The organism is Pilosibacter sp. NGB245 (assembly GCF_057397225.1).
Genome location: NZ_CM171584.1, coordinates 3234972 through 3260522 on the forward strand (window position 1 = coordinate 3234972; position 25551 = coordinate 3260522).

Sequence of the window (25551 nt, forward strand, 5' to 3'; positions counted from 1 at the left end):
GATGCTTCGCATTCCAAATCGGCAAAATCCGCGACCATAACGGTATCATACGGAATTTTCAGTTCAGAAAATTCCTATCCGTGAAAAGTAACATCCTTCCATCTTCTTATCTCTTTCAGTCCGGAAAGGATCGACTCCACAAAACTGTCGTAGATCTGATTGCCTTTCTCTGCCGTTGCCCCGCTCGGGTCTCCGCCGATCCCGATCGGCTTTCCATCCTCGGTTTCCCACTCTTCCGATACCCAGCCGAGTGTGATCGGTCCGTAAACAGTGAACGTCTTGTTTCCCATAAATTTCTTCGGGATCCCCGCCTCAGAGGTCTCCAGTTTTACCGTCTCCGGCCGTTCCGCGAGGACCATCGATGTCTCCATCTCTCCTCCATGGAAATCCCAGACATTTCCAAGTGTCACAGTATCTTTCACCGCCTGATTGCCAAAAAATGCACCGCAGTTGATGATAAATACGGCAATTCCAAGCTCACTTCGAAGTTCTCTGCTCAGCACCTGGATGATCGGAGAATTTCCGCCGTGGCAGTTTAAGATCGCGATCTTTTTAAAACCATGATGAGCCAGCCCTTTGCAGATGTCATACAAAACGTGGTAGAATGTGTCCGGTTTCAATGTCACGGAGCCGCAGAAATTGATGTGTTCCGTGCTGAGTCCCACCGGAATCAGCGGGAAAATGAGCATCGGATAGTCCGGGATCTCCCGGTCCAGCGCTTCCTTGATCCGTCTCGCTGTTCCCTCTGCAATGATCTCGTCCGTGCCAAGCGGACACTGGTTTCCATGCTGCTCCAATGCCCCTACCGGGATCATGACTACCGTCTCATCTTTATCGACCTGTTCCATTTCCAGTCTTGTCAGTTCATTATAGTACCTTACCATTGTTTTTTCTCCATTCAGTGCCTTCAAACCAATGTTTTCTTACAGTCAGCGCAGTAAATGCGCAGACCTACTGAATCGTTTCAGTTTTCTTCTCTCTGTGGATCCCGGAATGAATGATCGCACTGACATGCTTGTATACAAGCGCCGTCACGATCGCATTCAGTCCGCATTTTACAATGTTAAACGGGATGATTGCGAAAAGAGCGAATGTGTAAAGGTTTGTGATCGCCGGGTTGATCTTTGTTCCCATCGCGATGATATTCTCGATTCCGCCGAAAGCAACTTTTGCGTAGAACGGAAGAGTGATCGCACAGTTTACAAATACTGCACCGATAACTGCACAGAATACACCGACAACAAGAGCGATCATCGCTGTCTTTTTCGTCTTATGTCTGCGGTAGATCAGAGCTGCCGGCACGGAGAACATACAGCTTCCGATGATGTTTCCAAGCTCACCGACATAGTAAGTGCTTGTTCCGTTTAAGAGCAGTTTTAAAAGATTCTTCACGATCGCAATGAGTGCCGCCTGTGCCGGTCCCATGGCGAAACCACCGATCAGTACCGGGAGCTCTGCGAAATCCAGTTTATAAAACGGCGGTGCAAACGGAACTGCCACCTGGATCGTCTCCAATACGGCTGCGAGTGCGCTGAACATGGCGATCAGCACGATGTTTCTGACACTTAATACTTTGTTCTGGTTCATAATGATCCTCCTTGTACGTGTTGTTCTTCTGCAGAAATACCGGATAGGGGCACGGTATCGTAACAAGGAATTGCTGTGCAGGAAAAAATTCATCGGAATGTGCCCCGGCACGTTCTCGTTGTTATACAAAAAAGATCCCGGACAATTAAAAAAGTCCGGGACCTGTATCTACTATATCCTGTCATACAATTTCTTCTCTCATCCAGACTATACTGTCGGTTTTGGAATTTCACCAAATCAGCTGCTCAGCGCAGGTCGCGGACTATACCGCCGGTGGGGAATTTCACCCCGCCCCGAAGAACGATATTTATTTGTTCGATAACAGAATATCACATTTTTATTTGCTATGCAATCATTTTTTATCCGTGCAAGTTCCCCCTTAGCGGAAATGTCCATAGGAATGTCCTGCTGCCATTCCGCCGCGAAGCTCCGCCATCTCGCTGACAGTCACAAGCTGGTAACCTCTCTTTGTAAGCTCCGGGATCAGCGTCTCCGCTGCGATCGCGCTCTGCTCATAGAGATCATGCATCAAAACGATATCCCCGTCTTTGACCTGGCTTAAAACGGTATCGATCGTCTTCTGGGCATTTCTCGTCTTCCAGTCCAGAGTATCTACCGACCATACGATCGACGGCATTCCTGCCTTCGCAAGAACTGCTTTGCTCGCATCATTGATCTTTCCTCCCGGCGGGCGAACTCCTTTCGGTGCATTTCCGCCTGCTGCAACGATCGCATCACGGGTCTGGTTTAAGCTCTGCAAGATCTGACCTTCGGACATATTTGTGAGATATGTATGCGCCCAGGTATGGCTGTTCGTCTCACATCCGAGATCCGCCATGCGCTTTACCGTGGATGCATAAGAAGCCACACGATTTCCAACCATAAAGAACGTTGCTCTTCCGCCATTCGCCTCCAGCGAATTCAGAATACGCTCTGTATATTTGGATGGTCCGTCATCGAAAGTCAGCGCCACCATCGGTCTTGTTGGATCAATTCCTCCATTCTTCGGTCCCTCCGGAGCTGCTGCATCTTTTTCTGTCACAGTAACCCAGATTCCGTCCACGCGAAGTCCCTGTCCTTCTGTTCCGGCAGTCTCACCATTTTTTACCGGAGCTGTCCATGACCCATTCTGGAATACTGAGTAATAAACATCATAATGATCTTTTAACTGCCCTGTGAGCTCCATCCGGATCGCCTCGAGCGGCATCCCCGTCTCGATCGTTCCGGTCTCCGCCATATTTTCCTGCCAGGAAAGCCAGCCGGAACCGCTTAAATTTACCTGATAAGAAAGTGTTCCGCTCATTCCCTCCGGCTGTCCGGAAAGACTCGCCCGGATCGCCGTCACATAAGTCCCGTTTCCGGCACGTTCCGCCGTCTGGTCTCCGTGGTATGCGCTCCAGCCGACTCCATGCTCAAATATTCCGTACACAGCTCCCATATCTGCCGCATATACCGGTTTTGTGTTCATTCCTGCTGCCGTAAAGCATACAGCGACGGCCGCAGCTGCCCCACAGATTGCCCGTCTGATTTTTTTCCAATCCATTTGTTCCCCTCTTTTCTCTGATGCTTTTCACCATATTTCCTATTTCCATATTCTAACATGAAAATACAAATAAAGGTATCTTTTCCGCGTTTTTTCTCAATCTTCATAAAATCGTCAGAATTTAACTATTCACACCGTCACAGTTACAGAAACGGGGCTATTTCGAATTGGTTTTTCGATATAGCGAACACGGCTGTCAGCTGCTGTAAAACGGTACCCGCCTGTTTCATCACTTGCGCACAGCATAGCGCAAACTTGCCTATCCCGTATTTTTCCTGTATAATAAGATAGTATGACTTACAGGGGTTATTATCGAAAGGAGTAACAAAAACATGATTCAGAATCTGAACGAAGAATTATTTTCTTTTATCAAAAAGAGTCCGACTGGTTTCCATGCTGTTCATGAGCTGGCAAACTACCTGACTGAAGCAGGCTTTGAGTGCCTCGCTGAGGGAAATACCTGGAACCTTGCTGAGGGCGGCAAATATTTTGTAACCCGCAACCAGTCCGCGATCATCGCATTCAAGGTATCCCGCAAAGATTATTCAGGCTTCCATATCGCGGCAAGCCACAGCGACTCCCCGACTTTAAAGATCAAAGAGTCCTCCGAGATGAATGTTGAAAACCAGTATGTAAAATTAAATGTTGAAAAATACGGCGGAATGCTCTGCGCTCCGTGGTTTGACAGACCACTCTCCGTTGCAGGCCGTATCATCGTAAAAGATGGTAATCGTCTCACAACAAAGCTGATCAATGTTGACCGCGATCTTCTCATGATCCCGAACCTCGCGATCCACATGAACAGGGAAGTAAACGACGGTTATAAATACAACATCCAGAAGGACATGCTCCCGTTATACCGTATGAGCAATTCCGGCAAGGCATTTAAAGAAATGATCGCCGAGGAAGCCGGTGTTTCCGTTGATCAGATCAAGGGAATGGATCTTTTCCTCTACAACCGCATGGAAGGTACGATCTGGGGCTGCGACGGCGAGTTCATCTCCGCTCCGCGTCTTGACGACCTTCAGTGTGCATTCACATCCACGATGGCTCTGTTAAACAGTGAGAGCGACCGCTGCATTCCGGTCGTTGCCGTATTTGATAATGAGGAAGTTGGAAGCGGCACAAAACAGGGCGCCGGCTCCACATTCCTTTATGACATCCTTCGCCGCATTAACCGCAGCCTTGGAAGAACAGAAGAAGAGTATCTCACTTCCCTTGCTTCCAGCTTCATGGTATCTGCGGATAACGGACATGCTGTACATCCGAACTACGCGGATAAGACAGACCCGACAAACCGCACATACTTAAACGGCGGTCTTGTGATCAAACACAGTGCAAACCAGAAATACACAACAGACGCTGTTTCCGCTGCAGTTATGCGCTGCCTCTGCGAGCGCGCAGGTGTTCCGTATCAGGAGTTCTTAAATCGTTCCGATATTCTCGGCGGTTCCACTCTCGGAAACATCTCCAATGCACAGGTTTCCTTAAACACAGTGGATATCGGACTTCCGCAGTTAGCGATGCACTCTCCGTATGAGACTGCCGGTTCCAAGGATATGGCTTACATGGAAAAGGCATTTGAAGAGTTCTTCAAATCTGCGATCCGCGCCGAAGGTGACGGTACACTCGTACTCGAATAATTTTTATAAAAATGCTCCGCCGGAAATTCTCGCATTTCCGGCGGTTTTTTATCCTTCCAATGCAGAGGCACGCCGGAAATGTTCCTTTTCATATTTTCGTCCTGATCAGTATTTCACTATTTGTGCAGTTTCCCATGATCATTTTCTGCCATTCAGATACTCCGCCACTCCCATATGGATCGTATATGCCAGCTTATCCTGATATTCCCCGCTGTTCAAAAGTCCTGCTTCCTTTCGGTTGCTCAGAAACCCGCACTCCACGATCACGATCGGACATTTCACATGCAGAAGAAGATAATAATTGCCATTTGCCTTCGGAAGTCTCCGGTTCTGTTCTCCAAGGACATAGCTGAACCTTTTCTGCAGGATTTCCGCCAGCGCTTTGCCTTTTGCTGAATCCCGGTAATAAAATACCTGGCCGCCGGACACGGATTCTTCATGATAACTGTTCTGATGGATGCTGACCACAAGATCCGCGCCGCTCTCTTCAATGATCTCGCACCTTTTTTTCATATCTGCCATTTTTTTCCGGCTATCCGTATCTGAATAAAGTCCTGTATCCGTTTCCCTTGTCATGATAACCCTGATATCATCCTGCTCTAAATATGTTTTTAACCGTTTTGCAACAGCCAGGTTGATGTCTTTCTCCAGGCTTCCGTCAACACCGACTTTCCCCGGATCTGTTCCTCCATGTCCGGCATCAATCACTACCACCGGCATCTCTTTTATGTAGGCATCGGTGCTCCCTGTCACATGAATGCTCCCATATTTTACTGCCAGGATCACTATTCCAAGCAGGCAGAAACCAAGAACCGGCTCTATCAGATTCCGCTTCATGCACTGTTCTCCCAAAGTTTTGTTTTTCATAACACTCTATTTTCTCCCTCATCGAATTATGTGTGATCCAGAGGTCCCTGTTTTCAGATTCTTTCCCTTACTTTCCTGCATTGACACATCAATATGTCATCTGTATAATAGAGTCAGACAACGCGAAAGGTCAGGTTTATGACATGGCAAATGAAAAACTGAAATTTACCTGTGACTACATGGAGGGGGCTCATCCTTTGATCATGGATGCACTTCTCTCCACAAATATGATGCAGACCTCCGGATACGGTCTCGATGAGTTTTCCGCCTCCGCGAGAGATAAGATCCGCAAAGCCTGCGATGCGCCGGATGCAGGTGTCTACTTTCTCGTCGGCGGTACCCAGACAAATGCCACGGTAATCGATGCACTTCTACGTTCCTATCAGGGAGTCCTCTGCGCGGAGACCGGACATATTGCGGTCCATGAGGCCGGCGCTATCGAGTTTGGCGGACATAAGGTTCTCCCGCTGCCCCATACATACGGAAAGATCTCAGCCACACAGATCTCCTCTTATATGGATACCTTCTTATCCGATGAAAACCATGAGCACATGGTCATGCCCGGCATGGTCTATATCTCACAGCCGACTGAATACGGGACGCTGTATTCCCTGGAAGAACTGACTGCTCTCAGCGAGGCCTGCCGCAAATACCATCTTCCGCTTTATGTGGACGGTGCAAGACTGGCATATGCACTGGCTGCTCCGGAAAATACCGTTTCATTAAAAGATCTCGCAAGACTCTGCGATGTCTTCTACATCGGTGGGACAAAATGCGGTGCTCTCTTTGGCGAAGCTGTCGTGATCCCCGATCCGGCACTGATCCCGCATTTTTTTACGATCGTTAAACAGCACGGTGCCCTGTTCGCAAAAGGCCGTATCCTGGGGATCCAGTTTGATGTCCTGTTTACCGATGATCTCTATCTTCATATCGGTGAATCTGCTCTCAACTATGCAGACTCGATCAAAAACGTATTAAAAGAAAATGGTTATCAGTTTTTCCTTGAGACTCCGACAAACCAGATCTTTATCATTCTGGAGGATGAAATCCTCCACGCCCTTGAAGGATCCGCAGAATTCAGTTTCTGGGAAAAATACGATGATACGCACACAGTGATCCGGATCGCCACAAGCTGGGCAACCACAAAGGAACACACCGATGCGCTGATCACACTTTTAAAACAGATATGTGCTTAGCAGGAGGCATCTTCCGGCATTCCAATACCCGGATATTTCCCACCGCGCACTATGACCGGGTTTTTCCGATATTTTACATTCAGGAACGGTTTCACATCCCGATCTGTGATCGTTTCCTTCAATATTACATACTCAGGAGGTATTTCCCATGACAGACAGACAACAACTGATCGTAAACAACGTAGACACTGTAAGACAGCTCATTCTCGACGCAGAGCGCTGGATCTGGGCACATCCGCAGACCGGTTACACCGAATGGCAGGCCCATGACTATCTTGTAGAAAAATATGAGGCACTTGGATACACACTTGTAAAAGCCGGGAATATTCCGGGATTCTACACCGATGTGGAGACCGGGAAACCTGGTCCGAAGGTTGCGATCTTTGGCGAACTTGATGCACTCGACATCGCCAATCATCCGGAGTCCGTAAACGGCATGACACACTGCTGCGGACACAATGCACAGTCTGCTGCCCTTTTAGGTATCGCTGCCGCATTAAAGCAGCCGCACGCGCTGGACGGTTTATGCGGATCGATCCGTCTCGTCGCTGTACCGGCCGAGGAAATGATCCAGCTGGCCTTCCGCGAGGAGCTCCGCCAGAAAGGGATCATAAAATACAACGGCGGCAAGACCGAGTTCATGTACCGCGGTCTCCTGGACGGTGTCGATATGGCAATGATGGTCCACGGAATGACAAAGGGAACCGGTGTCAATGAGGACGGAGACACGGATCTCGACTTCCACGCACAGCTCGGAATGAACGGCTGCATGGCGAAAAATATCCGTTACAAGGGAAAATCCGCTCACGCCGGCGGAGCTCCTCATATGGGAGTCAATGCAGAATATGCCGCTATGCTCGGTCTGCAGGCCTGCAATGACCTGCGCGAAACCTTCCAGGAAAAAGATACCATCCGTTTTCATCCGATCTTAATGGGTGCAAACTGTGCTGTAAACATCATCCCGGATGAGATGAAGATCGAAAGCTATGTTCGCGGAAAATCCCTGGAAGCGATCAAACGTGAAAATATCAAGATGAACCGTGCACTGACAGGTGCCGCATTAGCTATGGGCGCAGGCGTCGAGCTGAGTGACCGCCCGGGATATGCACCGGAGTATCATGATCCGGCATTTATGAAACTGGCTGAAGACTGCTGCGTGGCACTCTGCGGAAGAAAGAAGGTTGTCTTCGACTATGACGGCTGGAGCACAGGCTCCTCCGATTTCGGCGATATCACATGTGTAATGCCGGGTGTTCAGATTTCCGCAGGCGGAGGAACCGGTACTCTTCACGGCATCGATTTCCAGATCGCAGATCCGAACCGGATGTGCGTGAATGCCGCAAAAGTTGAACTCTTCCTCGCAGATGCCCTGCTCTCCGATGACGCAAAGGCAGCAAAGGAAATCATCGCAAACTATAAACCGCAGTATCCATCCATCAAGGCATACCTCGATGCGATCGACGCACTGACTCTTGATAAGGACGCAGTCAAATATGATGAAAAAGGGAACGTGACCATAGATTTCCAGAATTAGATCATTCCTGACCTCAGTGCCAGTGCACATTCCTGCACCGTGTACGATCACTTGCGATAATCTTCTTTCCGCAAATGAAACAAGAGAAAACACACTTCGCGGGTTTTCCCTTGTTATCGCGGCAGTCGCCAGGGTCTCGCACAAGCGCAGACTTTGGTTCGTTGTTCGCGTAAATAAAAATCCGTCGGAGGCATTTTTCGATGACTCCGGCGGATTTTTTCATTAACACTTTCCACTCCCTGCTCATTTTCTCTCTTATCCTTTTTTTCTCTGCAATACACAACTTTTCCCGCCAGCACACTATATAACAACTAAATCATTTTTCACAGAAAGGCATGGTAATATTATGAGAACGATCGCACTTCCCGTAAATCTTCTTTCAGAAGGATCCCGTCAGAAAATCTCCGATTTTGAGCCCTGGCTTCTTCGAAGCGGAAAAGCTTATCAGACGATCCGATCCTATCTCTATGCTGCTCGCCAGTTTCTCTCTTTGTATCCTGATGTTACCCACGATAATCTGCTTCTCTATAAGTGTTATCTGATCGAGCGTTACAAACCGCGCACCGTAAATCTGAGGATCCGGGCGATCAACTGTTTTATGGAATTTCTCGGGATCCCCGCTTCAAAACTCCTCATGGTACGGCTCCAACAGCGACCATTTCTCGAGAATGTGATCAGTCAGGCTGATTATGAATATCTGAAAAAATGCCTGATCCGCGACGGAAAGACCAATTATTACCTTGCAGTGCGGATCATGGCTGCCACCGGGGTCCGGATCAGTGAACTTGTTCAGATCCAGATAGAGGATATCCGGCGTGGTCAGCTCGACCTTTATTCAAAAGGCAACAAGATCCGACGTATTTATTTCCCCCACAGTGTACGGGAGACCTGTCTGATGTGGCTGCAAAACGAAAACAGGTCCAAAGGCAGTCTGTTCCTGAACCGCTTTGGCCGTCCTATCAGTACTAACGGGATCCGTGATCAGCTGAAAGTTTTCGCTCTGCGCTATCAGCTTGATCCATCCGTTGTTCACCCACATTCCTTCCGCCATCTGTTCGCAAAAAATTTTGTGGAACGATGCAATGATATTGCACTTCTCTCCGATATTCTGGGTCACGAAAGTATCGAGACCACCCGCATCTATCTTCACAAAAGCAGCATTGAACAGCAAAATCTCTTCAATCAGATCGTAACCTGGTAATCCACCATCAAATTCAAAGGATAAAAGCATGAAAAAACTTTCTAAAGACCAGGAAACCCTGGCAGAATCGTTCAGATCATATTTAAGAAAAAAGAACATGTCGGAAAATACCGAAAATGCGTATGGGCGGGCGATCCGTCAGTTTTTCTCTATCGAATCGTACATATCCGAAGACCAGCTCCGGAAATACCGGAGTTTTTTAATTTCCAATTATAGTCCCGCCACGATCAATCAAAGGATCTTTGCCATCAATCAGTTTCTTCTGTTTCTGGAAAAGGAGTGTCCTGCACTTGATCCGGCACTTGCCGGATTTCGTCTTCATTCAGTGAAAGCCCCCAGAGATACCTTTCAGGACTCTATCATCACAAACGAGGACTGTGAAGCTCTCCAGACGAAGCTGAAGGCAGAGCATCATGACTTCTGGTACTTTGTTGTCCGTTTTCTGGTAACCACCGGCGCCCGAGTCAGTGAACTGGTACTGATCAAAGTGGAGCATCTGGCCTGCGGATATCTTGATCTTTATTCCAAGGGCGGAAAAATCCGCCGCATCTACATTCCAGATTTGCTCTGCCAGGAAGCAAAAACATGGTGCGAACGCCGCGGCATTGCCTCCGGCTTTCTTTTTGTTGGAAAAAATGGACGCCCCGTGACGACCAGAGGCATCCATTCCCAGTTAAAACATTATGCAATCCGGTACGGGATCGATCCCACTACCATATACCCACATTCTTTCCGCCATCGCTTCGCGAAAAACTTTTTATCCAGAAGCGGCGATATTTCTCTGTTGGCAGATCTTCTCGGACATGAAAGCATTGAGACCACCCGTATCTACCTCACACGTTCCAGTAAAGAACAAAAACTTCTACTGGATGAGATGGTAACCTGGTAGGATCCGTGTGATCCTCCGAAAGTTTCTCAGTTCCACTGGATTGAATCCCATGCAGCGGAATCTTCAAAGCCAAGTTTCCAGCATGCGACTCCTGCCAGATCATTCTGTCGGATCACGTTCATCTTCTCTTTCAGAGACCGCTCCTCTTCCATCCAGAGGAACTGAGCTCCATCACTTGTCTGCACCTCGCCATAATACTGGGCAGTATCTGCCTGCCAGGTGAGCTCCACCTGATTATTATCCACCCATCTTTTTTCCTCTGCGATCCCCATCGCTTTGGACGTGATCGTTCCATCTCCGGCTTCCGTCCAAAGTCTCGTATAAAACGGAACTCCGCCTATCAGTTTTTCTCTCGGAACATTCTCCAGCATTCCGGCAATCCCGTTCTTCACATAATTGATAGAAGATACAGAACCCGCCTCACCTCCTGCAAAGTGCTCATCATATCCCATCATGATCACATAATCTGCCACGATCCCCTGTTCTTTCAGATCATAAAAACTGTTATATCCGGCCGGAACATAGTTATCCACCGACAGGATGATCCCTTTCTGTCTGCACGGGATCGACAATTCACGGATAAATTCAATATAATGGACACCTGCTTCTTTTTTCAGGCTTTCGAAGTCAAGATTCAGACCGTCCAGATCATATTTTTCTACATCCGCGATCAGGCTGTCGATCAGTTTTCGCCGTGTGGAAGTCGACGCCAGCAGCGTCTCTGTCTGAACATCTGCGCTGAAATTATCAATCAGTGCCCACACCTGAAGTCCTTTTGCATGGGCTTTCGCCACATAATCTTTGCTCGCAAGCGACTTGTAATTTCCATTATTATCCGTCAGGGAAAACCATGTCGGGGAGATCACGTTCATTCCTTTTGTCTTTGTCACAACGCTGTCAAAGCTATTATTTCCATCCTGGGTCGTCACCTGATGCCATCCGAGAACGATCTTCCCACTCATACTGGTACTCTTGTATACAGGTGCTTCAAAATTCCCGGAAAATTTCTGACTTTCCACATCAGACAGTCTCTTATTCTCTACATACCCGACATTTCCGTCCGGGGATGCGACCCGCGACCATTTTTCCATCGTATCGATGACCGTCACCGTATCATCCCTGCCAAGATCCGTTACGATCTTGCTCTTGACCCCGCCTTTTATCCTCAGACTGGTATTTTTCTTCACGCGGGCTACATTTCTCGCCCCCCAGTCATCGATCAGGACTCGTTTTCCATCACCGGAATCAAAAGCCTGGATCTGCACATCCGTGTAGTTCGCGATCAGACCGAGAGTCAGGTAGACTTCTTCATCCTTCACAAGAAGCAGCGGCGCACCATTGGAGCCCTTTGTCTCCGCATCGGCATAGACAATCTGATCCGGCAATGCATATACAAGAAGATCTTCTATACTGTCCCAGTAAAAACGCTCATTGATATGGTCATTTACCCACGAGATAGGCAGGTAAGTCTGACCGTTTTCATAGATTCCTGTCTGCTCCTGCTGTTCATAATTATAAATGATCGCCGTCTCATCCCCGGATACATGATAAACTTCCGCAAGATCTGCCCGCTCTTTCGTCGGCATATACCGCTCCAGTACCCGGAATCCGACAAAGCCGGCTGCGATCAGGATGATCAGACTGACAGCGGTCAATACAGGAACTATTTTTTTCATTTGTCATCACTCTTTCCGCATGCTATTCTTCAAAGATCCGCATCTGTTTCTGCCTCTCTACGTATACATGCTGAATCGTTATTTTATTACGGATGATCCGGCAAAATACACACGGACGTATACTTTGCCGGATCTTAAGGATAGTTTTAGTATACCACAACGCGAAATGTCTGTCTGTTAACTTTTTGTAACGAATTACCGTCAGCAATCTTACGGACCATCCGGCAGAACGATCCCCTGTTTTTTGAATCTGTATTCCGTTATTCGCGTCTGTCCAGGATCCTCACCCGGAACCGGCAGTTTTTCCATCTGCGAGCGGCAACACTTTTTCTATCTTCTCGTTCTTCTTCTCCGTCCGGAATTTCTCGTCTCTGAAATATCTGCTTCGCTCAGATATACTTTATCAAACCGGATCTCCTTTAATCCACCTCCTTCTGCCTGCACATAATCCCCCATGTAGAACATTCCGTCCTCACGCACTTCAAACAGCTTTTCCCACTCTCTCTGACCGGAAAGCTTTCCATCCATGTAGATCGGGATCCCTTTTTCCGTGTACCTCTTAAGTCCGTTCAGGTAGCGAGTCATCTCCTCGGTCTTCTGCTCTTCTGATCCATACGTTCCATTTACTGTTTCCATACTCATATATACCTTTCCCTTTTTCATATCGCGCATTGATCCTGCGCATGGTCTTTCCGTCATCCCGCATCGATCTTCCCCCTGTTGTCGCTCTTCGTCTGTTCAATCCACTGTCAGTAAATTTCTGCCATTTTTGCTTTCAAGCCAATGTTTTCTTACGGTCAGCGCAGTAGATGCGCAGACCTACTAAATAATTACGTTAAATGCATCTGAATTCAGGTCAGATCTGCGCCCGGCAGAAGAAGGTATTTTCTGTGACATGTTTCTCCCCAATGCTGCGTCATTGACTGATCAGATCTCATTTATCATGTTGCTTTGTAAGCATTCAGCAAGCCTGTTTATTTCCATCTTCTTATCACAGGATCCGTTTAAAAAATTCTCCGCATTCCTCCGTGACCGAGAAAGCATCCGCTGAAAACGGAATCCGTTCTGCATTGATCCGATATCTTCTTGAGAATTCTCTTCTGGTCTCCTCGCTCCCAAATACCGCGAGACTCTGCCAGCTCTTTTTCTGCTTCGCTCTTTTCTCCATCTCGAATTCCCGGAAACTTTCCTGCTGCCACTCTGTAAAGGAACCCACCAGAAATTTCTTATCACATCTCCAGTATGATTCATGTTCACCGTCTTTGACCGATCCAAAATCGATCAGGATATCGTCATATCCTTCCAACAGCACCTCCTTTATATTCTCCGGCCCTGCATGTTTATAATAATCCGCATCCAGGATCCTGTATGGATTTTTCCGTCCCGTCTGTCCCGTACAGACCTGCTCGAGTCTTTCAAAGTCTCCTGACTCATTAAATTCCAGCAATATTGCTTTTCTCCTGAGATAACCCGTGAGATAGTTTGCCAGCATGATTGAAAAATGTGTGCATCCCACTCCGACATTGCTGCCCGCGATCCCAATCATCCTGCATCGTTTCTCCTGTATCCCGCCAATAATTTTTTTCTTTTCCATCTGGTCCCCCCTGTACCATCATTCCACAATTCCCGGTAACAGGTGTTGGCAGCTTTATCTTCTTTAAATGGATTCGAAAAGAACGGAAGAAAGAAATAATGAATATCAGATAAAACTTTTGGAAGTTTCAGACGTGCTTTTTTCTCCATATGGTTGAAGAGCAGGATCACCTTTCCACGGCTTTTCAGCATTTTTGCCGCATTTACAGCCCTGTCGATCTCCCACCATTTTCCCCCGCATACAAGAACATAAAAATCTGCTCCCGGAAGTTCCCGTCCTGACTGGATCACTCCCGCGTCCTTTATGATTACTGGAAAATAAAGATATGGCAGCTTCACAGCTTCGCCATAATAAGGCCGGATGTTTCCGCATCCGATTTGATATACGCCGTTCCGGTCCGCCTTGACCCCCATATTTTTCGCAAGGGTGCGGACCGTATCCGTATCGTATTCTTCCTGATATAAAGCCGGACACCCGTTTCGGGTCAGAAAGTAAGACATTCCGAGAGCTGCATGGGTCGTTCCGATCCCCGCCCCAGCTCCGGTAAAAACAACGATTCGAGATTCTATTGCCTGCTCTTTTATCTGGTTTTGCAGTTCCTGCAGCGTCCTCTGCAGTTCTTCCGCGCTCTGGTACCGCTCCTCTTTCTCCGCTTTCATGCACCCGCGGATGATCCGGTCAAGTTTTCTGTATTCCGGTTCGTTTATAACTTCCAAAGTACTCCCTGGAACGTCTCCATGACTCATAAAGTAAAGCAGCGCACCGATCGCGTATACATCCGTTCTGCAGTCTAAAGGTTCTCCTTTATACTGTTCCGGTGCAGCAAAACCAATTGTCCCATACCGTTCTCCAAATGCGGCGGCATCTGACGCGTATTGTGCGTGATCAAAATCCGTTAGCCGAAGGATTCCGTTGCATACCAGCAGATTTTTTGGCTGCAAGTCTAAATATAAAATAGGGTTTTCTGCTGAATTCATGAACTGAATGATACGGCAGATCTGTATTCCAAGATTCACTGCCGTCTTAACCGACAAGCTGCCCAGGCGTTTCACCAGAGCATATAAAGATTCGCCTTCCAGATATTCTTCGATCAGATAACTGTATCCGGTATCTTCTTCCACATCATAGACGATTGGGATTCCCGGATGTCTCAATGTTTTCAGAAAAAGTGCTTCTTTTCTAAAAGTATCATAATCCGCTATGGACTTGGGAACGACTTTTACTGCCCGATACTCTTCCAGCTCTACGTGGTACGCCAGATACACGGTACCGGACCGTCCATTTCCCAATTCTCCGCACAACCGATATTTGCCAAACAGAACGCGTTCGATAAATCTTCACACCTCCTTTCGGCAATACAACCTCTTGTGACTATTCTAATATAGATACTCCCATTTTAAATCATCTTGTAGATGTCAAAACTGATTAAATTTTAATAAATTCTCCTCATATGATTGCAAAAGCCGAATAGGATATAGTATATTATAGATGTAAAAATGCGGTCTTTTGCCCTTTTACCAGAGACCGATCGACCGCAATGATCTTTGATTAGTAATAAGGCAGGAAGTGATCCTATGAAAATAGAACGTATCAATGAAAACCAGATCCGCTGCACACTCAGCAACTTTGATCTGAGCGTCCGCAATATGAACCTCGGCGAACTGGCTTATGGAAGCGAAAAGGCGCGCAGCCTTTTCCGCGAAATGATCCAGCGCGCAGCAAACGAGGTCGGCTTTGAAGCGGAAGATATCCCACTTATGGTCGAAGCGATCCCTATGGCGAACGAAAGTGTTATGCTGATCATCACGAAAATGGAAGATCCCGAAGAACTCGACACCCGTTTTTCCAAGTTCTCACCGGCAGACGATGAGGATGAGAATGGATGGGGAAATCTCACTGCGGAGGTACTGGAAGGCGCTGACGGTCTGATCAATATCCTGACCCAGAGCGGGATCCTGAAACCGAAAGACGCGAACACTCCGGCACCATCCTCTGCATCTGCAACTGATCCGCAGAAAAACCCGGAACCGGCAAATCCGGCACAGTTTACGAGGATCTACCAGTTCTCTTCCCTTGACCTAGTCTGCGAGGCAGCAAGACAGACCGGTGCTGTTTTTAACGGAAGCAGTGTTCTCTACAAGAATCCGGAAAATGGCGTTTTTTATCTGATCCTCAGGAAGGAAGATGACGATGAGCTGTCCTTCAGCCGGGTCTGCAATACCCTCTCCGAATACGGAACAAGATTAAAAGGCGATGCGGCAGCATCCGGCGCCTACTATGCGGAGCATTACGATGTGATCGTAAAAAAAGATGCCCTGAAGGTACTTCAGAACTTATGATCTTTGTGAAATATTTTATGTATATCTCCGCGCGAGTGCGCATCTTAGGCACTCAGTGCCTTTTTGATTAACAGGAAGTTCCATCGGAATTTCCTGTTGATCAAAAAAAGGCTGTGATCCGGGAAGATCTCCCCGGTGTCACAGTCTTTTTTCATTTCTCTGATATTTTCCAAAGTCAGCAGACCGATCGTTTTCGATCAGTTACACATTACTGCTGCTTCTGAGCCAGATATTCGTTGATCACACTTACAAGTTTCTCTACCGGAATTCCGTGAACCATGCAAGCCTCTTCCAGAGACTCCATCTGAGAAGACGGGCATCCGATGCAGTGCATTCCAGCGCCCATTAAGATCTGAGCCATATTTTCATCAACCTGAAGAAGCTCACCGATGAGCATTTCTTTTGAAATCTGCATGATAAATCCTCCTTTCACCTTCGAAATCTGCCGAGGGCAATTTTCTACGATTGTTTCCAGCATAACAAGCGTACCGCCATATATGCCAGCATATCGAGAGTATAATACTTTTTTCGTTTCTTGGCAAGGAGGTTTTGCAAAACTAACCGCAGTTATCTCTGTCTAACCGCATATTTACTGGTTTTTTGTTCCTCATTAGGTACATTTTTTTCATGATTTACCCCTTGAATAATTTGACCGTTTATTATAGAATGAAAGAAATAAACAAAGGAGGTATTTTGTCATGGCATATGTAATTAGCGATAGCTGCGTTAGCTGCGGTACTTGTGCTGGTGAATGTCCGGTAAACGCTATTTCTCAGGGAGATGGACAGTACGTAATCGACGCTGATACTTGCATCAGCTGCGGTACTTGTGCTGGTGTCTGTCCGACAGGCGCAATCAACGAGGGTTGATCACAAACGCAAACCAATACATAAAAGCCGTTGTTCCCAAAGGAGCAGCGGCTTTTTTGATCTATGCAGATCTTCCTCATCACAATTTATTTGCATTGCGTCCAAACTTTTTCTTTCTGAAGAGTGATGGCAGAAACGGCGCCTTTGCCGCCGCAGCTTCCGCCCGCCCCCTGCTCTCCTTCTGGTAGAGTCTTATCGTCTCGTCCAGCTGGCGAAACCGCTCTTCGTCCCGCTCATCCGCTACCCTCATCAGATAATCGATCTCCTTCAGCACCTTATCATTCACCATCCTGCTGATATCCTGACTCAGCTTTTCATTGTTCTCTTCGATGGCCTGTCCGATCATCTGGGTGAGGAAATCCTTAAACTGTTCCGCCTTCTCCCGGTTCATGAGCTCCGTGATCTCCCCGGGATCCATCTTCTCCAGATCCTTCTTCTCCTGTTCCGCGCATTCTCTCAATGCCGACACAACATCCTCCTCTAAAATATCTGTAGGTGCCACCGATTCTCCCTCCGCATCCAGGGTTTTCGCAAGTGCCGCCTTGATCGCCTTGAGCTGATACCCTTTTTCCTTCAATTCCTTGATCTGCTTAAAAAGACGAATATGAAAATCCGTATAATACCGATGTCCCATCTCGTTGCGCGGGATATTCATCTCCAGTTCTTCCTCCCAGTAGCGAAGTACATGAGATTCCACGTCAACCTTTTTCGAGGCATCAGAGATCAGATAATGTGTTTCTGACATGGCTGTTCTCTTCCTTTCACATGATTTCCCATTACAGCATCATACAGAATTTTCTGCTGATCAGATTTCTGTCCGCAAACTGTAACGATTTCTCAACTCTGTTCCTTCTGATTCTGCAGCATATTTCAGACCGCCCTCTGCACGCAAACCAGTTACCAGATCGTTAATAATATATGTGAAGGCATGTCCCAATATGACAAAAGCGCCCGTTTTCATCTGAAGATCAGTTGAAAACGGGCGCTCAAACAGCAATCTGTTACTGCTGCTCTTTTGCAATATTCACAAACCGGGTCAGCTCCGGTTTCCATCCAAGATATACCGTTCCGATCGGGCCGTTACGCTGTTTAGCGATAATGACTTCCGCCGTATTCGGATTATCCGTATCTTTATTATAGTAATCATCACGGTACAGGAACATGACTACATCGGCATCCTGCTCAATAGCTCCGGACTCTCGAAGGTCCGAAAGCATCGGACGATGGTCTGTTCTCGTCTCACAGGCACGCGACAGCTGGGACAGGGCGATGACCGGAACACTCAGCTCCCTGGCGATCGCCTTCAGGGATCTGGAAATCTCGGAAATCTCCTGTTGGCGGTTGTCGCCGTTCTTTCCGCTTCCCGACATTAACTGCAGATAGTCGATCATGACAAGATCGAGACCATGTTCCAGTTTGACCTTCCGGCATTTGGAACGCAGCTCCATGATGGAGATACCAGGTGTATCATCAATGACAAGTTTGGAACTTCCGATCGTCCCGATTCCTTCCACGACAGCATCCCAGTCAGCATCCGTCAGAGTACCGGTACGGAGTTTCTGGGAATCCACATTGGACTCCATGGAAAGCATACGGTTTACCAGCTGTTCCTTCGACATCTCCAGGCTGAAGATCAGGCAGGTCTTCTGTCTGCGGACCGCGATATAATCCGTAATGTTTAACACGAATGCAGTCTTACCCATAGACGGTCGGGCCGCAATCAGGATCAGATCCGACGGCTGAAGTCCGGACATCCGGTAATCCAGATCGATAAATCCGGTCGGAAGACCCGTTACCGTGGATTTTGACCGGGTTGCCTGCTCGATCTTGTCGAGAACATTTAACGCAACCTGGCGGATCGGCACAAAATCTCCGGACGCACGGCTCTCCAGAAGATTAAAGATCTGTTTTTCCGTGTCGGCCAGGATCGTCTCCAGGCTGTCCTTTCCTGCATAGCAGTTGTTCGCAATCTCCTCGTTGATCCTGATCAGACGGCGGAGAACTGCTTTTTCATGAACGATCGTCGCATAGGACCGGACATTTACCGAGGTCGGAACAGTCGCAAGAATATCGCGGACAAAGTCCAGACTGCATACCTCCGGCGGAACATCCTTCTCCTTCAGTCTGTCCTGAAGTGTGACCAGGTCTACCGGTTTTCCTTCATTGAACAGCTCCACCATGGTATCGAACATGATCCCGTACTGTTTCTGATAAAAATCATCCGCAACCACGATCTCCGACGCCGCGATGATCGCATCCCGGTCCATTAACATTGAACCGATCACCGACTGTTCCGCCTCAATACTGTGCGGCAGGACTCTCTTTACTAACGCTTCTTCCATCTTTTTTTACGCTTCAACGACTTTCACGCTGAGTCTCGCTGTTACTTCTTTGTGAAGTTTGATCGGGACCTCAAAGCTTCCGATGCTCTTGATCGGCTCCGGAAGTACCATCTTCTTCTTGTCGATATCGAGCTTTAACTGATCTTTCGCCGCTTTAGCGATTTCTTTCGTGGAAACAGAGCCAAACGCACGTCCGCCTTCACCGGCTTTGATCGATACGGTAACGGACATCTTGTCGATCTCCTCCGCAAGCTTCTTAGCCTCCGCAAGCTGCTCTGCCGCAACCTTTTCCGCGTTTGCTTTCTGGAGCTTTAAGTCATTTAAATTCTTGGATGTAGCCTCAACACCAAGTTTTTTCGGAAGGATAAAGTTTCTCGCATATCCGTCATTTACCTTTACAACCTGGCCTTTTTTGCCAAGTGCCTTCACATCCTCTAATAATACAACTTCCATCTTAAATTTCTCCTTTCTCCAGCATCATATCAATGACGCCTTTCACCTTCTCCTTGGCCTCCTCAACGGTAACGCCCGGGAGCTGTGCGCCTGCAATCGTTCTGTGTCCGCCTCCGCCCAGCTTTTCCATCATGACCTGGACATTGACTTCGTCAATCGATCTCGCGCTGATATAGATCTTGCCTTCATATGGGGTAAGAACGACAGATGCCTTCATTCCCACAATGTCAAGAAGCTCGTTTGCAGCCTGTGCGCCTACTACTGTCGGGCTTTCTACGCCCTCTGCCGGGCACACGCTGATGGCAAAGTATTTCTTATAGACCTCTGCCTGACGGACTGCCTCGGCTCTCGCCTTGTAGTCCTCCATACTGTCACGGAACAGCTTCCGGACTCTCGTCACGTCCGCTCCGTTTCTTCTAAGGAACGCCGCCGCCTCAAAGGTGCGGACACCCGCCTGATTTGTAAAGTTGTTCGTATCGATCACGATCCCGGCATACATGGCATCCGCCTCCGGGGATTTGATCCGGATGCTGTCCGCGACGTACTGTAAGATCTCCGCAACCAGCTCACAGGCAGACGATGCATACGGCTCCACATAGGACAGCGTCGCGTTCGTGATGATCTCGCTGGACTGACGGTGATGGTCGATGACGACGATCGTTTTCACAAGTTTTAAGAGATCCGGCTCTTCCGTGATACTCGGGCGGTTGACGTCCACAACGACAAGCGCTGTGTTGTTATCCACGATATCTGCGGCTTCACTTCCGGTCAGGAACAGATCTTTCGGATAGTCACCCGTCTCAAAGCGTTCCATCATCGGGCGCACCGAAGATGTCACCTCATTGATCACGATGTGGGCTTTTTTATTCAGCGCCGATGCGATCCGGTACATACCGATCGCCGCACCGAAACAGTCGATATCGCCGATCTTATGTCCCATGATCAGCAGGCAGTCCTTCGTCTCAAGAAGTTCCCTGAGCGCATGGGCTTTGACGCGCGCCTTGACACGGGTCGTCTTCTCTAACTGCTGGGCCTTTCCGCCGTAATACTGGATCTTCTGGCCGCATTTTACTACCGCCTGATCACCGCCACGGCCGAGGGCCATATCAATCGCTGTACGGGCATACTCATAGTTCTGGATGTAGGTATCGCCATTCATTCCGATACCGATACTTAGTGTCACCGCCATCTCGTTTCCGATATTGACTGTTTTTACTTCTTCCAGAAGTCCAAACCGCTCTTTTTCCAGACGCGGCATATAGCACTGCTTGATCGCAAAGAAATATTTGTCCTTCTCCAGTTTCTTTACGATACCGTTGACCGCCGAAATGTACTTGTTAATCTTTCGGTCGATCAGGGCCGTTAAGAGCGATCTGCGGACTTCCTCGACGCTCTCCAACGCCTCATCATAGTTGTCCAGATAGATCAGGCCCGCGACCATCTTCTGGTCTGTGATCGCCTGCTTGTAGTTATAGAGCTCTGTCTCATCATAGAGATATACCGCAAGGATCTGCTGCTCCGTCTGCTTCTCCGGGATTCCGGAGGCAAGCTCATCCGGGCGGATCGTCACGCGTTTCATACTCACGCGGTATTTCGATTCCCCATAGATCACATGGACTTCCATCGTATTTTCCATCTTCTCGAGGGATTCCACTGTGATCTCCTTGAAGAGCATTGTCAGGCTTTTCCCTGCGCTCTTCTCTTCTTTGGTCACCGCCTCAAAGGCGCGGTTCATCCAAAGGATCTTACCATCCGTGTCCGCGATCGCGTAGGGCAGCTCCAGAGACGCCAGAAGCTGTTTCTGGCTCCAGCTGTATGCTGACGCAAAGGACACCAGACTGCCGAGAGCCCGCTTCTTTCCGTACATATACAGGGTTCCGGCACACGCCGCGTAGATCACCGTAAATGCAAGCATCACGAATCCCGCCTTGCGTGAGATCAGGTTGACCGCAGCTCCCGCAAGGATTACCAGTGCCGTTAAAAATACCGGCCACTGAAGGTAAAGCTGCAGAATATGGCTGACCTTTTTATCATCTTTCATTCTTATCTCCTATCCGCCGCCCGGTAAAATGGGCATAGCAAGACCATAAAAAGAATGTGCCTTGGCACATTCCCGCGCCGAGCGCAGTCGCTTGCGATAGACTCCTCTTGCGCGAGTGTGCATTTGGCACGTTAGTGCCTTTTTATGCATGGAGAAATTCGGGCAGAATCTCTCCATGTATCAGAACCGACTTTGGGGATAGTATACCATAGATACAGGCATTTGTCCATGATCCGCTTGGGGCGGACATGGCTGGCTGCTGAGTGTTTATCATATTTATACTGTATACAAAATATCCTGTGTCTTTTCGCTTTTGTTTACTGAGAAATTAAAAAGTATGATATAATGGCTTAAATACAGATAGATCGTATGAGCACAAGTCACCAATTCAAAAATTTTGTGTATGAAAGGACATATGTTTATGAAAGCAACCGTACTCTCAGACAACATCCCCGCCGAAAATCTCGGCTGTGAATGGGGATTATCAATTTTTATTGAATATCATGGGAAACATATCCTTCTCGATGCCGGGGCATCCGGACTTTTTCTGAAGAATGCTGATGTGCTTGGACTGAACATGAAAGACGTGGATTTCGGAGTTCTCTCCCACGCGCACTATGACCATGCAGACGGAATTCCGGAATTTTTTAGGGTAAATTCGTCCGCACCGTTCTTTTTTAGGGAAACCACCGGAGAAAACTGCTGCAAAGGTGTCTGGAACTATAAGAAATACATCGGTATTCCAAAGGGCATGTTAAAAAAGTATCCGGACCGGATCAAACTCGTCTCCGGGGACTTTTCCCCATGTGACGGGGTTTATCTGATCCCGCATAAAACTCCGGGACTGGAGAAAAAAGGTATCCGGGAGCACATGTACCTGAAGGAAAAACGGCGTTGGAAGCCGGATTCCTTCTCCCATGAGCAAAGTCTCGTCTTCGACACACCGGACGGCCTTGTGATCTTCAACAGCTGTTCCCACGGCGGCGCCGATACCATTATCCGTGAGGTCACCGCGACTTTCCCGGATAAAAAAGTAAAAGCCCTGATCGGCGGCTTCCACCTCTACAATAAGACCGACGCAGAGATCCTTGCCCTCGCCGAAGGGATCCGCTCCACCGGTATTTCTGAAATCTACACCGGCCACTGTACCGGAGATCATGCCTTTGATCTCCTGAAAGAGACGTTAGGAGAATCCGTTCACAAGCTGCATGCGGGGCTTGTGATGGAGTTTTAATATGTCCCGGTCTGCAAACGCAATGCAAGCGCTAACCTTGTGATCGCGAATTGAACAAGAAAATCTAACTGAAGAATTTGCAAGCAAAAACGGCACCGTTCTAACCAGTGCCGTTTTTGCTTATTTTGTTATAAGCCAGACTTTTTCAGCCAAACTTTCGTGTGGTTTGATCTCTCACCTATTTACACTGCGAGGAAAGATTCTATCCACATTTTTAGCCATCCTACGACAAACATTACTCCTCGGTTTCTGAAACAGCATCCGTTTTTCTTAGCGCATTGGATGCGGTTTCCGGATTCACCGGTGCTCTGCGCATCACTTTTTTTGCACCATCGGTCTCAGCTTTATAATGGTAACTATATATCGTCTGACCTTTTTTACATTCACTAACTTCTATTCTTTTCTCCGGATCCTCATACCAAATACCGCTTGGAAATACGAGTCCATTACCTACAAATGTTGTTAAATACTCAAAAAGATTAATCGACATCCCACCCGCGTTCAATTCAGTAAGCATACTCACATCAAGATGCTTTAAATTCGGTGTTGAAGTAATTGATAAGTTCTTCAGCTTCAAATTGTGGCTTAAGTCAAGAGAGTTTATAGTCACCCCTTTCGATACCTTTTCACGAACCGCAAACCAATGTGGGAACAGCATAGCCGTGTACTGTTTCTCCATAAGACTTCCTCAGAAGGCTAAAAAAAGGGTCCAGAATAATGTCCTGGACCTTTCAATGACTTCTCGAATAGTGTACTGCCCTTCCACATTGCTGTTTCTTTTTTTGACTTTTCCTCTACGTAGTATAAATGGCGTCAGCAAAAAAGTCAATTTTCAGACATAAATATCCTTAATTATCCTTAAAAGCAAGTTTCATGCAGTTCCTTATATTTTCCCTGCTTTCAGAAAAAACAAATTTCTTTTTCTTGTTTCGATTTAATGTCAATATCAATCATAGCTCCATCTGGTGAACCTGATCTTCACGCGAACGTGCATCATTAGCATTTAGCGCCTTTTTGTGTAACAGAAAATTCCCTGCTGCGCAAAAAAGGATCCCACATGATCTCTCATATGGAATCCTCGAATGATGCTTCAAATTAATTAGATAAAACCTTACTTTATCAGTGAAAATCCTTATTCTAAGGAATTATTCACATGTGTACGGCATAAGAGCGATATGACGTGCTCTCTTGATAGCTACTGTTAAAGCTCTCTGGTGCTTTGCGCAGTTGCCAGTGATTCTTCTCGGGAGGATTTTTCCTCTCTCGGATACGTATCTCTTTAACTTGTTTACGTCCTTGTAATCGATCTCGCCGTTCTTATCGCCGCAGAATACGCAAACTTTTTTTCTTCTATGCATGCCGCCTCTTCTTACTCTGGAAGAATCGGACTTGTCACCTTTATTGAATGCCATTTTAAATTACCTCCTGTTAGTTTCGTTGTCTGTAACCGTCCAACGCTTGTCCGGCCACGTGCAAACTCAGTCTACTCACAGCGAATTAGGAGTAACGCACTGTATTGTCTCAGACTGGTATTTAGTTGAATGGAAGTCCTTCGTCCTCGACTCCATCCGGAATATTCATAAATCCATCGCCGATGGCACTGGACGGAGCAGGTCTTGTCCCCTGCTGATAGCCGCCGCGGTTTCCGCCGCCGTAGCTGTTGCCGCCGCCAAAGCCGCTGTTATCGCCGCCCTGACCCTTGCTGTCAGCGAATTCCTGGTCATCTACAATAATATCTGTTGTATAGACCTTCTGGCCATCCTTATTTACATAGCTTCCGGTCTGGATTCTTCCGGAAACCAGTACACGCATGCCCTGACGGAAATATTTCTCCGCAAATTCACCGGCACGATCAAAAGCTACGATGTTGATAAAATCGGCCGTCTGACCCTGATCGCCGTCCTGGCTTCTTCTGCCTCTTCTGTCAACTGCAAGCGTATATCTTGCGATTGCCATGGAGCGCTCGCCCTGGGAATAGCGTACTTCCGGATCTCTGGTTAATCTACCCATAAGGATAACTCTGTTCATATTCTCACTCTTTCTTTATTAAGCGTCCTGTCTTACGCAAAGATAGCGAACAACCGGCTCCATAATACGGATGTGAGCCTCAACCTCGTTCGGGCAGTTTGCCTCACCCTCGAAGTGGATGAAGTAGTAGAATCCCTCTTTGCTCTTCTGGATCTCGTATGCAAGTCTCTTCTTGCCCCATTCGTCCACATCAACGATATTGCCGCCGAAACGTGTGATATAGCCTTTCACTTTCTCAAGTGCGGCTGCTCTCTCGTCATCTTCAAGTTTTGCGCTAAGAACAACTGCTAACTCGTATTTGTTCATAGTTTCATAAACCTCCTTCTGGTCTTCCGGCCCCCGATTTTCAGTATCAGGAGCAAGGATTTTTTACATGTCACAGGTAATAATCTTAGCAAAAAAGAGCAGGAAATGCAAGCACTTTTTGCCTGATTTCCTGCTCTTTTTATACTTTTTTCATTTCTTACCATCTTTCACACCGGTGAGAGATCCTGCGCCGGTCGAAATTTGGTGAT

The 25551-nt window shown here is 47.6% G+C and carries 25 protein-coding genes and 1 riboswitch; of the genes, 8 read left to right on the plus strand and 17 right to left on the minus strand.

What is annotated here, in order from left to right:
* Window positions 1-74: 74 nt before the first annotated feature.
* The 3 genes from ACXMYH_RS14415 to ACXMYH_RS14425 form a co-directional block, all read right to left on the minus strand.
* Window positions 75-884, minus strand: coding sequence for a creatininase family protein (locus ACXMYH_RS14415; protein WP_486555143.1), 810 nt, complete (start codon window positions 882-884; stop codon window positions 75-77).
* A 67-nt stretch (window positions 885-951) separates the two neighbouring features.
* Window positions 952-1587 (minus strand): ECF transporter S component, encoded by a 636-nt coding sequence (locus tag ACXMYH_RS14420; protein WP_118533411.1) that lies wholly within the window; start codon window positions 1585-1587, stop codon window positions 952-954.
* Window positions 1588-1773: 186 nt separating this feature from the next.
* A riboswitch (FMN riboswitch) is annotated at window positions 1774-1892 on the minus strand.
* A gap of 74 nt (window positions 1893-1966) precedes the next feature.
* Window positions 1967-3130 carry a polysaccharide deacetylase family protein gene (locus tag ACXMYH_RS14425; protein ID WP_215703451.1) on the minus strand — a complete coding sequence of 388 codons (1164 nt, stop codon included), beginning with the start codon at window positions 3128-3130 and terminating at the stop codon, window positions 1967-1969.
* A 332-nt stretch (window positions 3131-3462) separates the two neighbouring features.
* Here ACXMYH_RS14425 and ACXMYH_RS14430 point away from each other — a divergent pair, with 332 nt between their 5' ends.
* A complete protein-coding gene (locus ACXMYH_RS14430) occupies window positions 3463-4773 on the plus strand; it encodes a M18 family aminopeptidase (RefSeq protein ID WP_118297297.1) in 1311 nt (436 codons plus the stop codon).
* 138 nt (window positions 4774-4911) lie between these two features.
* Here the strand turns inward: ACXMYH_RS14430 and ACXMYH_RS14435 are convergent, their stop codons facing one another.
* Window positions 4912-5640 (minus strand): N-acetylmuramoyl-L-alanine amidase, encoded by a 729-nt coding sequence (locus tag ACXMYH_RS14435; RefSeq protein ID WP_346011283.1) that lies wholly within the window; start codon window positions 5638-5640, stop codon window positions 4912-4914.
* Window positions 5641-5783: 143 nt separating this feature from the next.
* Here ACXMYH_RS14435 and ACXMYH_RS14440 point away from each other — a divergent pair, with 143 nt between their 5' ends.
* From ACXMYH_RS14440 to ACXMYH_RS14455, 4 genes are all read left to right on the plus strand, one after another.
* A complete protein-coding gene (locus ACXMYH_RS14440; protein ID WP_486555144.1) occupies window positions 5784-6836 on the plus strand; it encodes a threonine aldolase family protein in 1053 nt (350 codons plus the stop codon).
* A 148-nt stretch (window positions 6837-6984) separates the two neighbouring features.
* Window positions 6985-8370, plus strand: coding sequence for an amidohydrolase (locus ACXMYH_RS14445; protein ID WP_118606282.1), 1386 nt, complete (start codon window positions 6985-6987; stop codon window positions 8368-8370).
* Window positions 8371-8716: 346 nt separating this feature from the next.
* Complete coding sequence (locus ACXMYH_RS14450) at window positions 8717-9571, plus strand: tyrosine-type recombinase/integrase (RefSeq protein WP_486555145.1); 855 nt, start codon at window positions 8717-8719, stop codon at window positions 9569-9571.
* A 28-nt stretch (window positions 9572-9599) separates the two neighbouring features.
* Window positions 9600-10460 (plus strand): tyrosine-type recombinase/integrase, encoded by an 861-nt coding sequence (locus tag ACXMYH_RS14455; protein ID WP_486555146.1) that lies wholly within the window; start codon window positions 9600-9602, stop codon window positions 10458-10460.
* A gap of 26 nt (window positions 10461-10486) precedes the next feature.
* Here the strand turns inward: ACXMYH_RS14455 and ACXMYH_RS14460 are convergent, their stop codons facing one another.
* The 4 genes from ACXMYH_RS14460 to ACXMYH_RS14475 form a co-directional block, all read right to left on the minus strand.
* Window positions 10487-12136 carry a glycosyl hydrolase family 18 protein gene (locus tag ACXMYH_RS14460; protein WP_329751344.1) on the minus strand — a complete coding sequence of 550 codons (1650 nt, stop codon included), beginning with the start codon at window positions 12134-12136 and terminating at the stop codon, window positions 10487-10489.
* A 330-nt stretch (window positions 12137-12466) separates the two neighbouring features.
* Window positions 12467-12778 (minus strand): hypothetical protein, encoded by a 312-nt coding sequence (locus ACXMYH_RS14465; RefSeq protein WP_346011282.1) that lies wholly within the window; start codon window positions 12776-12778, stop codon window positions 12467-12469.
* Between the two features lie 349 nt (window positions 12779-13127).
* Entirely contained in the window at window positions 13128-13730 is a 603-nt protein-coding gene (locus tag ACXMYH_RS14470) for a hypothetical protein (protein ID WP_142410610.1), read from the minus strand.
* On the minus strand, window positions 13679-15019 hold the full coding sequence (locus ACXMYH_RS14475) for a serine/threonine protein kinase (protein WP_486555147.1): 1341 nt from the start codon (window positions 15017-15019) through the stop codon (window positions 13679-13681). Before ACXMYH_RS14475 ends, ACXMYH_RS14470 begins: the two co-directional genes overlap by 52 nt.
* 285 nt (window positions 15020-15304) lie before the next feature.
* Between ACXMYH_RS14475 and ACXMYH_RS14480 the strand changes: the two genes are divergently transcribed.
* On the plus strand, window positions 15305-16069 hold the full coding sequence (locus ACXMYH_RS14480; RefSeq protein WP_118533393.1) for an adaptor protein MecA: 765 nt from the start codon (window positions 15305-15307) through the stop codon (window positions 16067-16069).
* Window positions 16070-16277: 208 nt separating this feature from the next.
* Here ACXMYH_RS14480 and ACXMYH_RS14485 read toward each other — a convergent pair whose 3' ends face one another.
* Entirely contained in the window at window positions 16278-16484 is a 207-nt protein-coding gene (locus tag ACXMYH_RS14485) for a DUF1858 domain-containing protein (protein ID WP_015552988.1), read from the minus strand.
* A gap of 283 nt (window positions 16485-16767) precedes the next feature.
* Here ACXMYH_RS14485 and ACXMYH_RS14490 point away from each other — a divergent pair, with 283 nt between their 5' ends.
* Window positions 16768-16938, plus strand: coding sequence for a DUF362 domain-containing protein (locus ACXMYH_RS14490; protein WP_021905155.1), 171 nt, complete (start codon window positions 16768-16770; stop codon window positions 16936-16938).
* A gap of 79 nt (window positions 16939-17017) precedes the next feature.
* Here ACXMYH_RS14490 and ACXMYH_RS14495 read toward each other — a convergent pair whose 3' ends face one another.
* The 4 genes from ACXMYH_RS14495 to ACXMYH_RS14510 form a co-directional block, all read right to left on the minus strand.
* Window positions 17018-17683, minus strand: coding sequence for a helix-turn-helix domain-containing protein (locus ACXMYH_RS14495; RefSeq protein ID WP_329751346.1), 666 nt, complete (start codon window positions 17681-17683; stop codon window positions 17018-17020).
* A gap of 256 nt (window positions 17684-17939) precedes the next feature.
* Entirely contained in the window at window positions 17940-19280 is a 1341-nt protein-coding gene (gene dnaB, locus ACXMYH_RS14500) for a replicative DNA helicase (protein ID WP_118297308.1), read from the minus strand.
* 6 nt (window positions 19281-19286) lie between these two features.
* On the minus strand, window positions 19287-19733 hold the full coding sequence (gene rplI, locus ACXMYH_RS14505; protein WP_015552983.1) for a 50S ribosomal protein L9: 447 nt from the start codon (window positions 19731-19733) through the stop codon (window positions 19287-19289).
* Between the two features lies 1 nt (window position 19734).
* The gene (locus tag ACXMYH_RS14510) at window positions 19735-21774 is read right to left on the minus strand and encodes a DHH family phosphoesterase (protein ID WP_486555148.1); all 2040 of its coding nucleotides are present in this window, start codon (window positions 21772-21774) and stop codon (window positions 19735-19737) included.
* A 421-nt stretch (window positions 21775-22195) separates the two neighbouring features.
* Between ACXMYH_RS14510 and ACXMYH_RS14515 the strand changes: the two genes are divergently transcribed.
* A complete protein-coding gene (locus tag ACXMYH_RS14515) occupies window positions 22196-23008 on the plus strand; it encodes an MBL fold metallo-hydrolase (protein WP_486555149.1) in 813 nt (270 codons plus the stop codon).
* Between the two features lie 235 nt (window positions 23009-23243).
* On the opposite strand, the gene ACXMYH_RS14520 is transcribed toward ACXMYH_RS14515, so the two are convergent.
* The 4 genes from ACXMYH_RS14520 to rpsF all read right to left on the minus strand — a co-directional run bounded on the left by ACXMYH_RS14520 (window position 23244) and on the right by rpsF (window position 25342).
* Window positions 23244-23687, minus strand: coding sequence for a hypothetical protein (locus tag ACXMYH_RS14520; RefSeq protein WP_486555150.1), 444 nt, complete (start codon window positions 23685-23687; stop codon window positions 23244-23246).
* A 466-nt stretch (window positions 23688-24153) separates the two neighbouring features.
* A complete protein-coding gene (gene rpsR / locus ACXMYH_RS14525; RefSeq protein WP_015552975.1) occupies window positions 24154-24420 on the minus strand; it encodes a 30S ribosomal protein S18 in 267 nt (88 codons plus the stop codon).
* A 121-nt stretch (window positions 24421-24541) separates the two neighbouring features.
* Entirely contained in the window at window positions 24542-25036 is a 495-nt protein-coding gene (locus tag ACXMYH_RS14530) for a single-stranded DNA-binding protein (RefSeq protein ID WP_021905147.1), read from the minus strand.
* An 18-nt stretch (window positions 25037-25054) separates the two neighbouring features.
* Window positions 25055-25342: a 30S ribosomal protein S6 gene (rpsF, locus tag ACXMYH_RS14535; RefSeq protein ID WP_015552973.1), complete on the minus strand. Its 288-nt coding sequence runs from the start codon at window positions 25340-25342 to the stop codon at window positions 25055-25057.
* Between the last annotated feature and the right edge of the window lie 209 nt (window positions 25343-25551).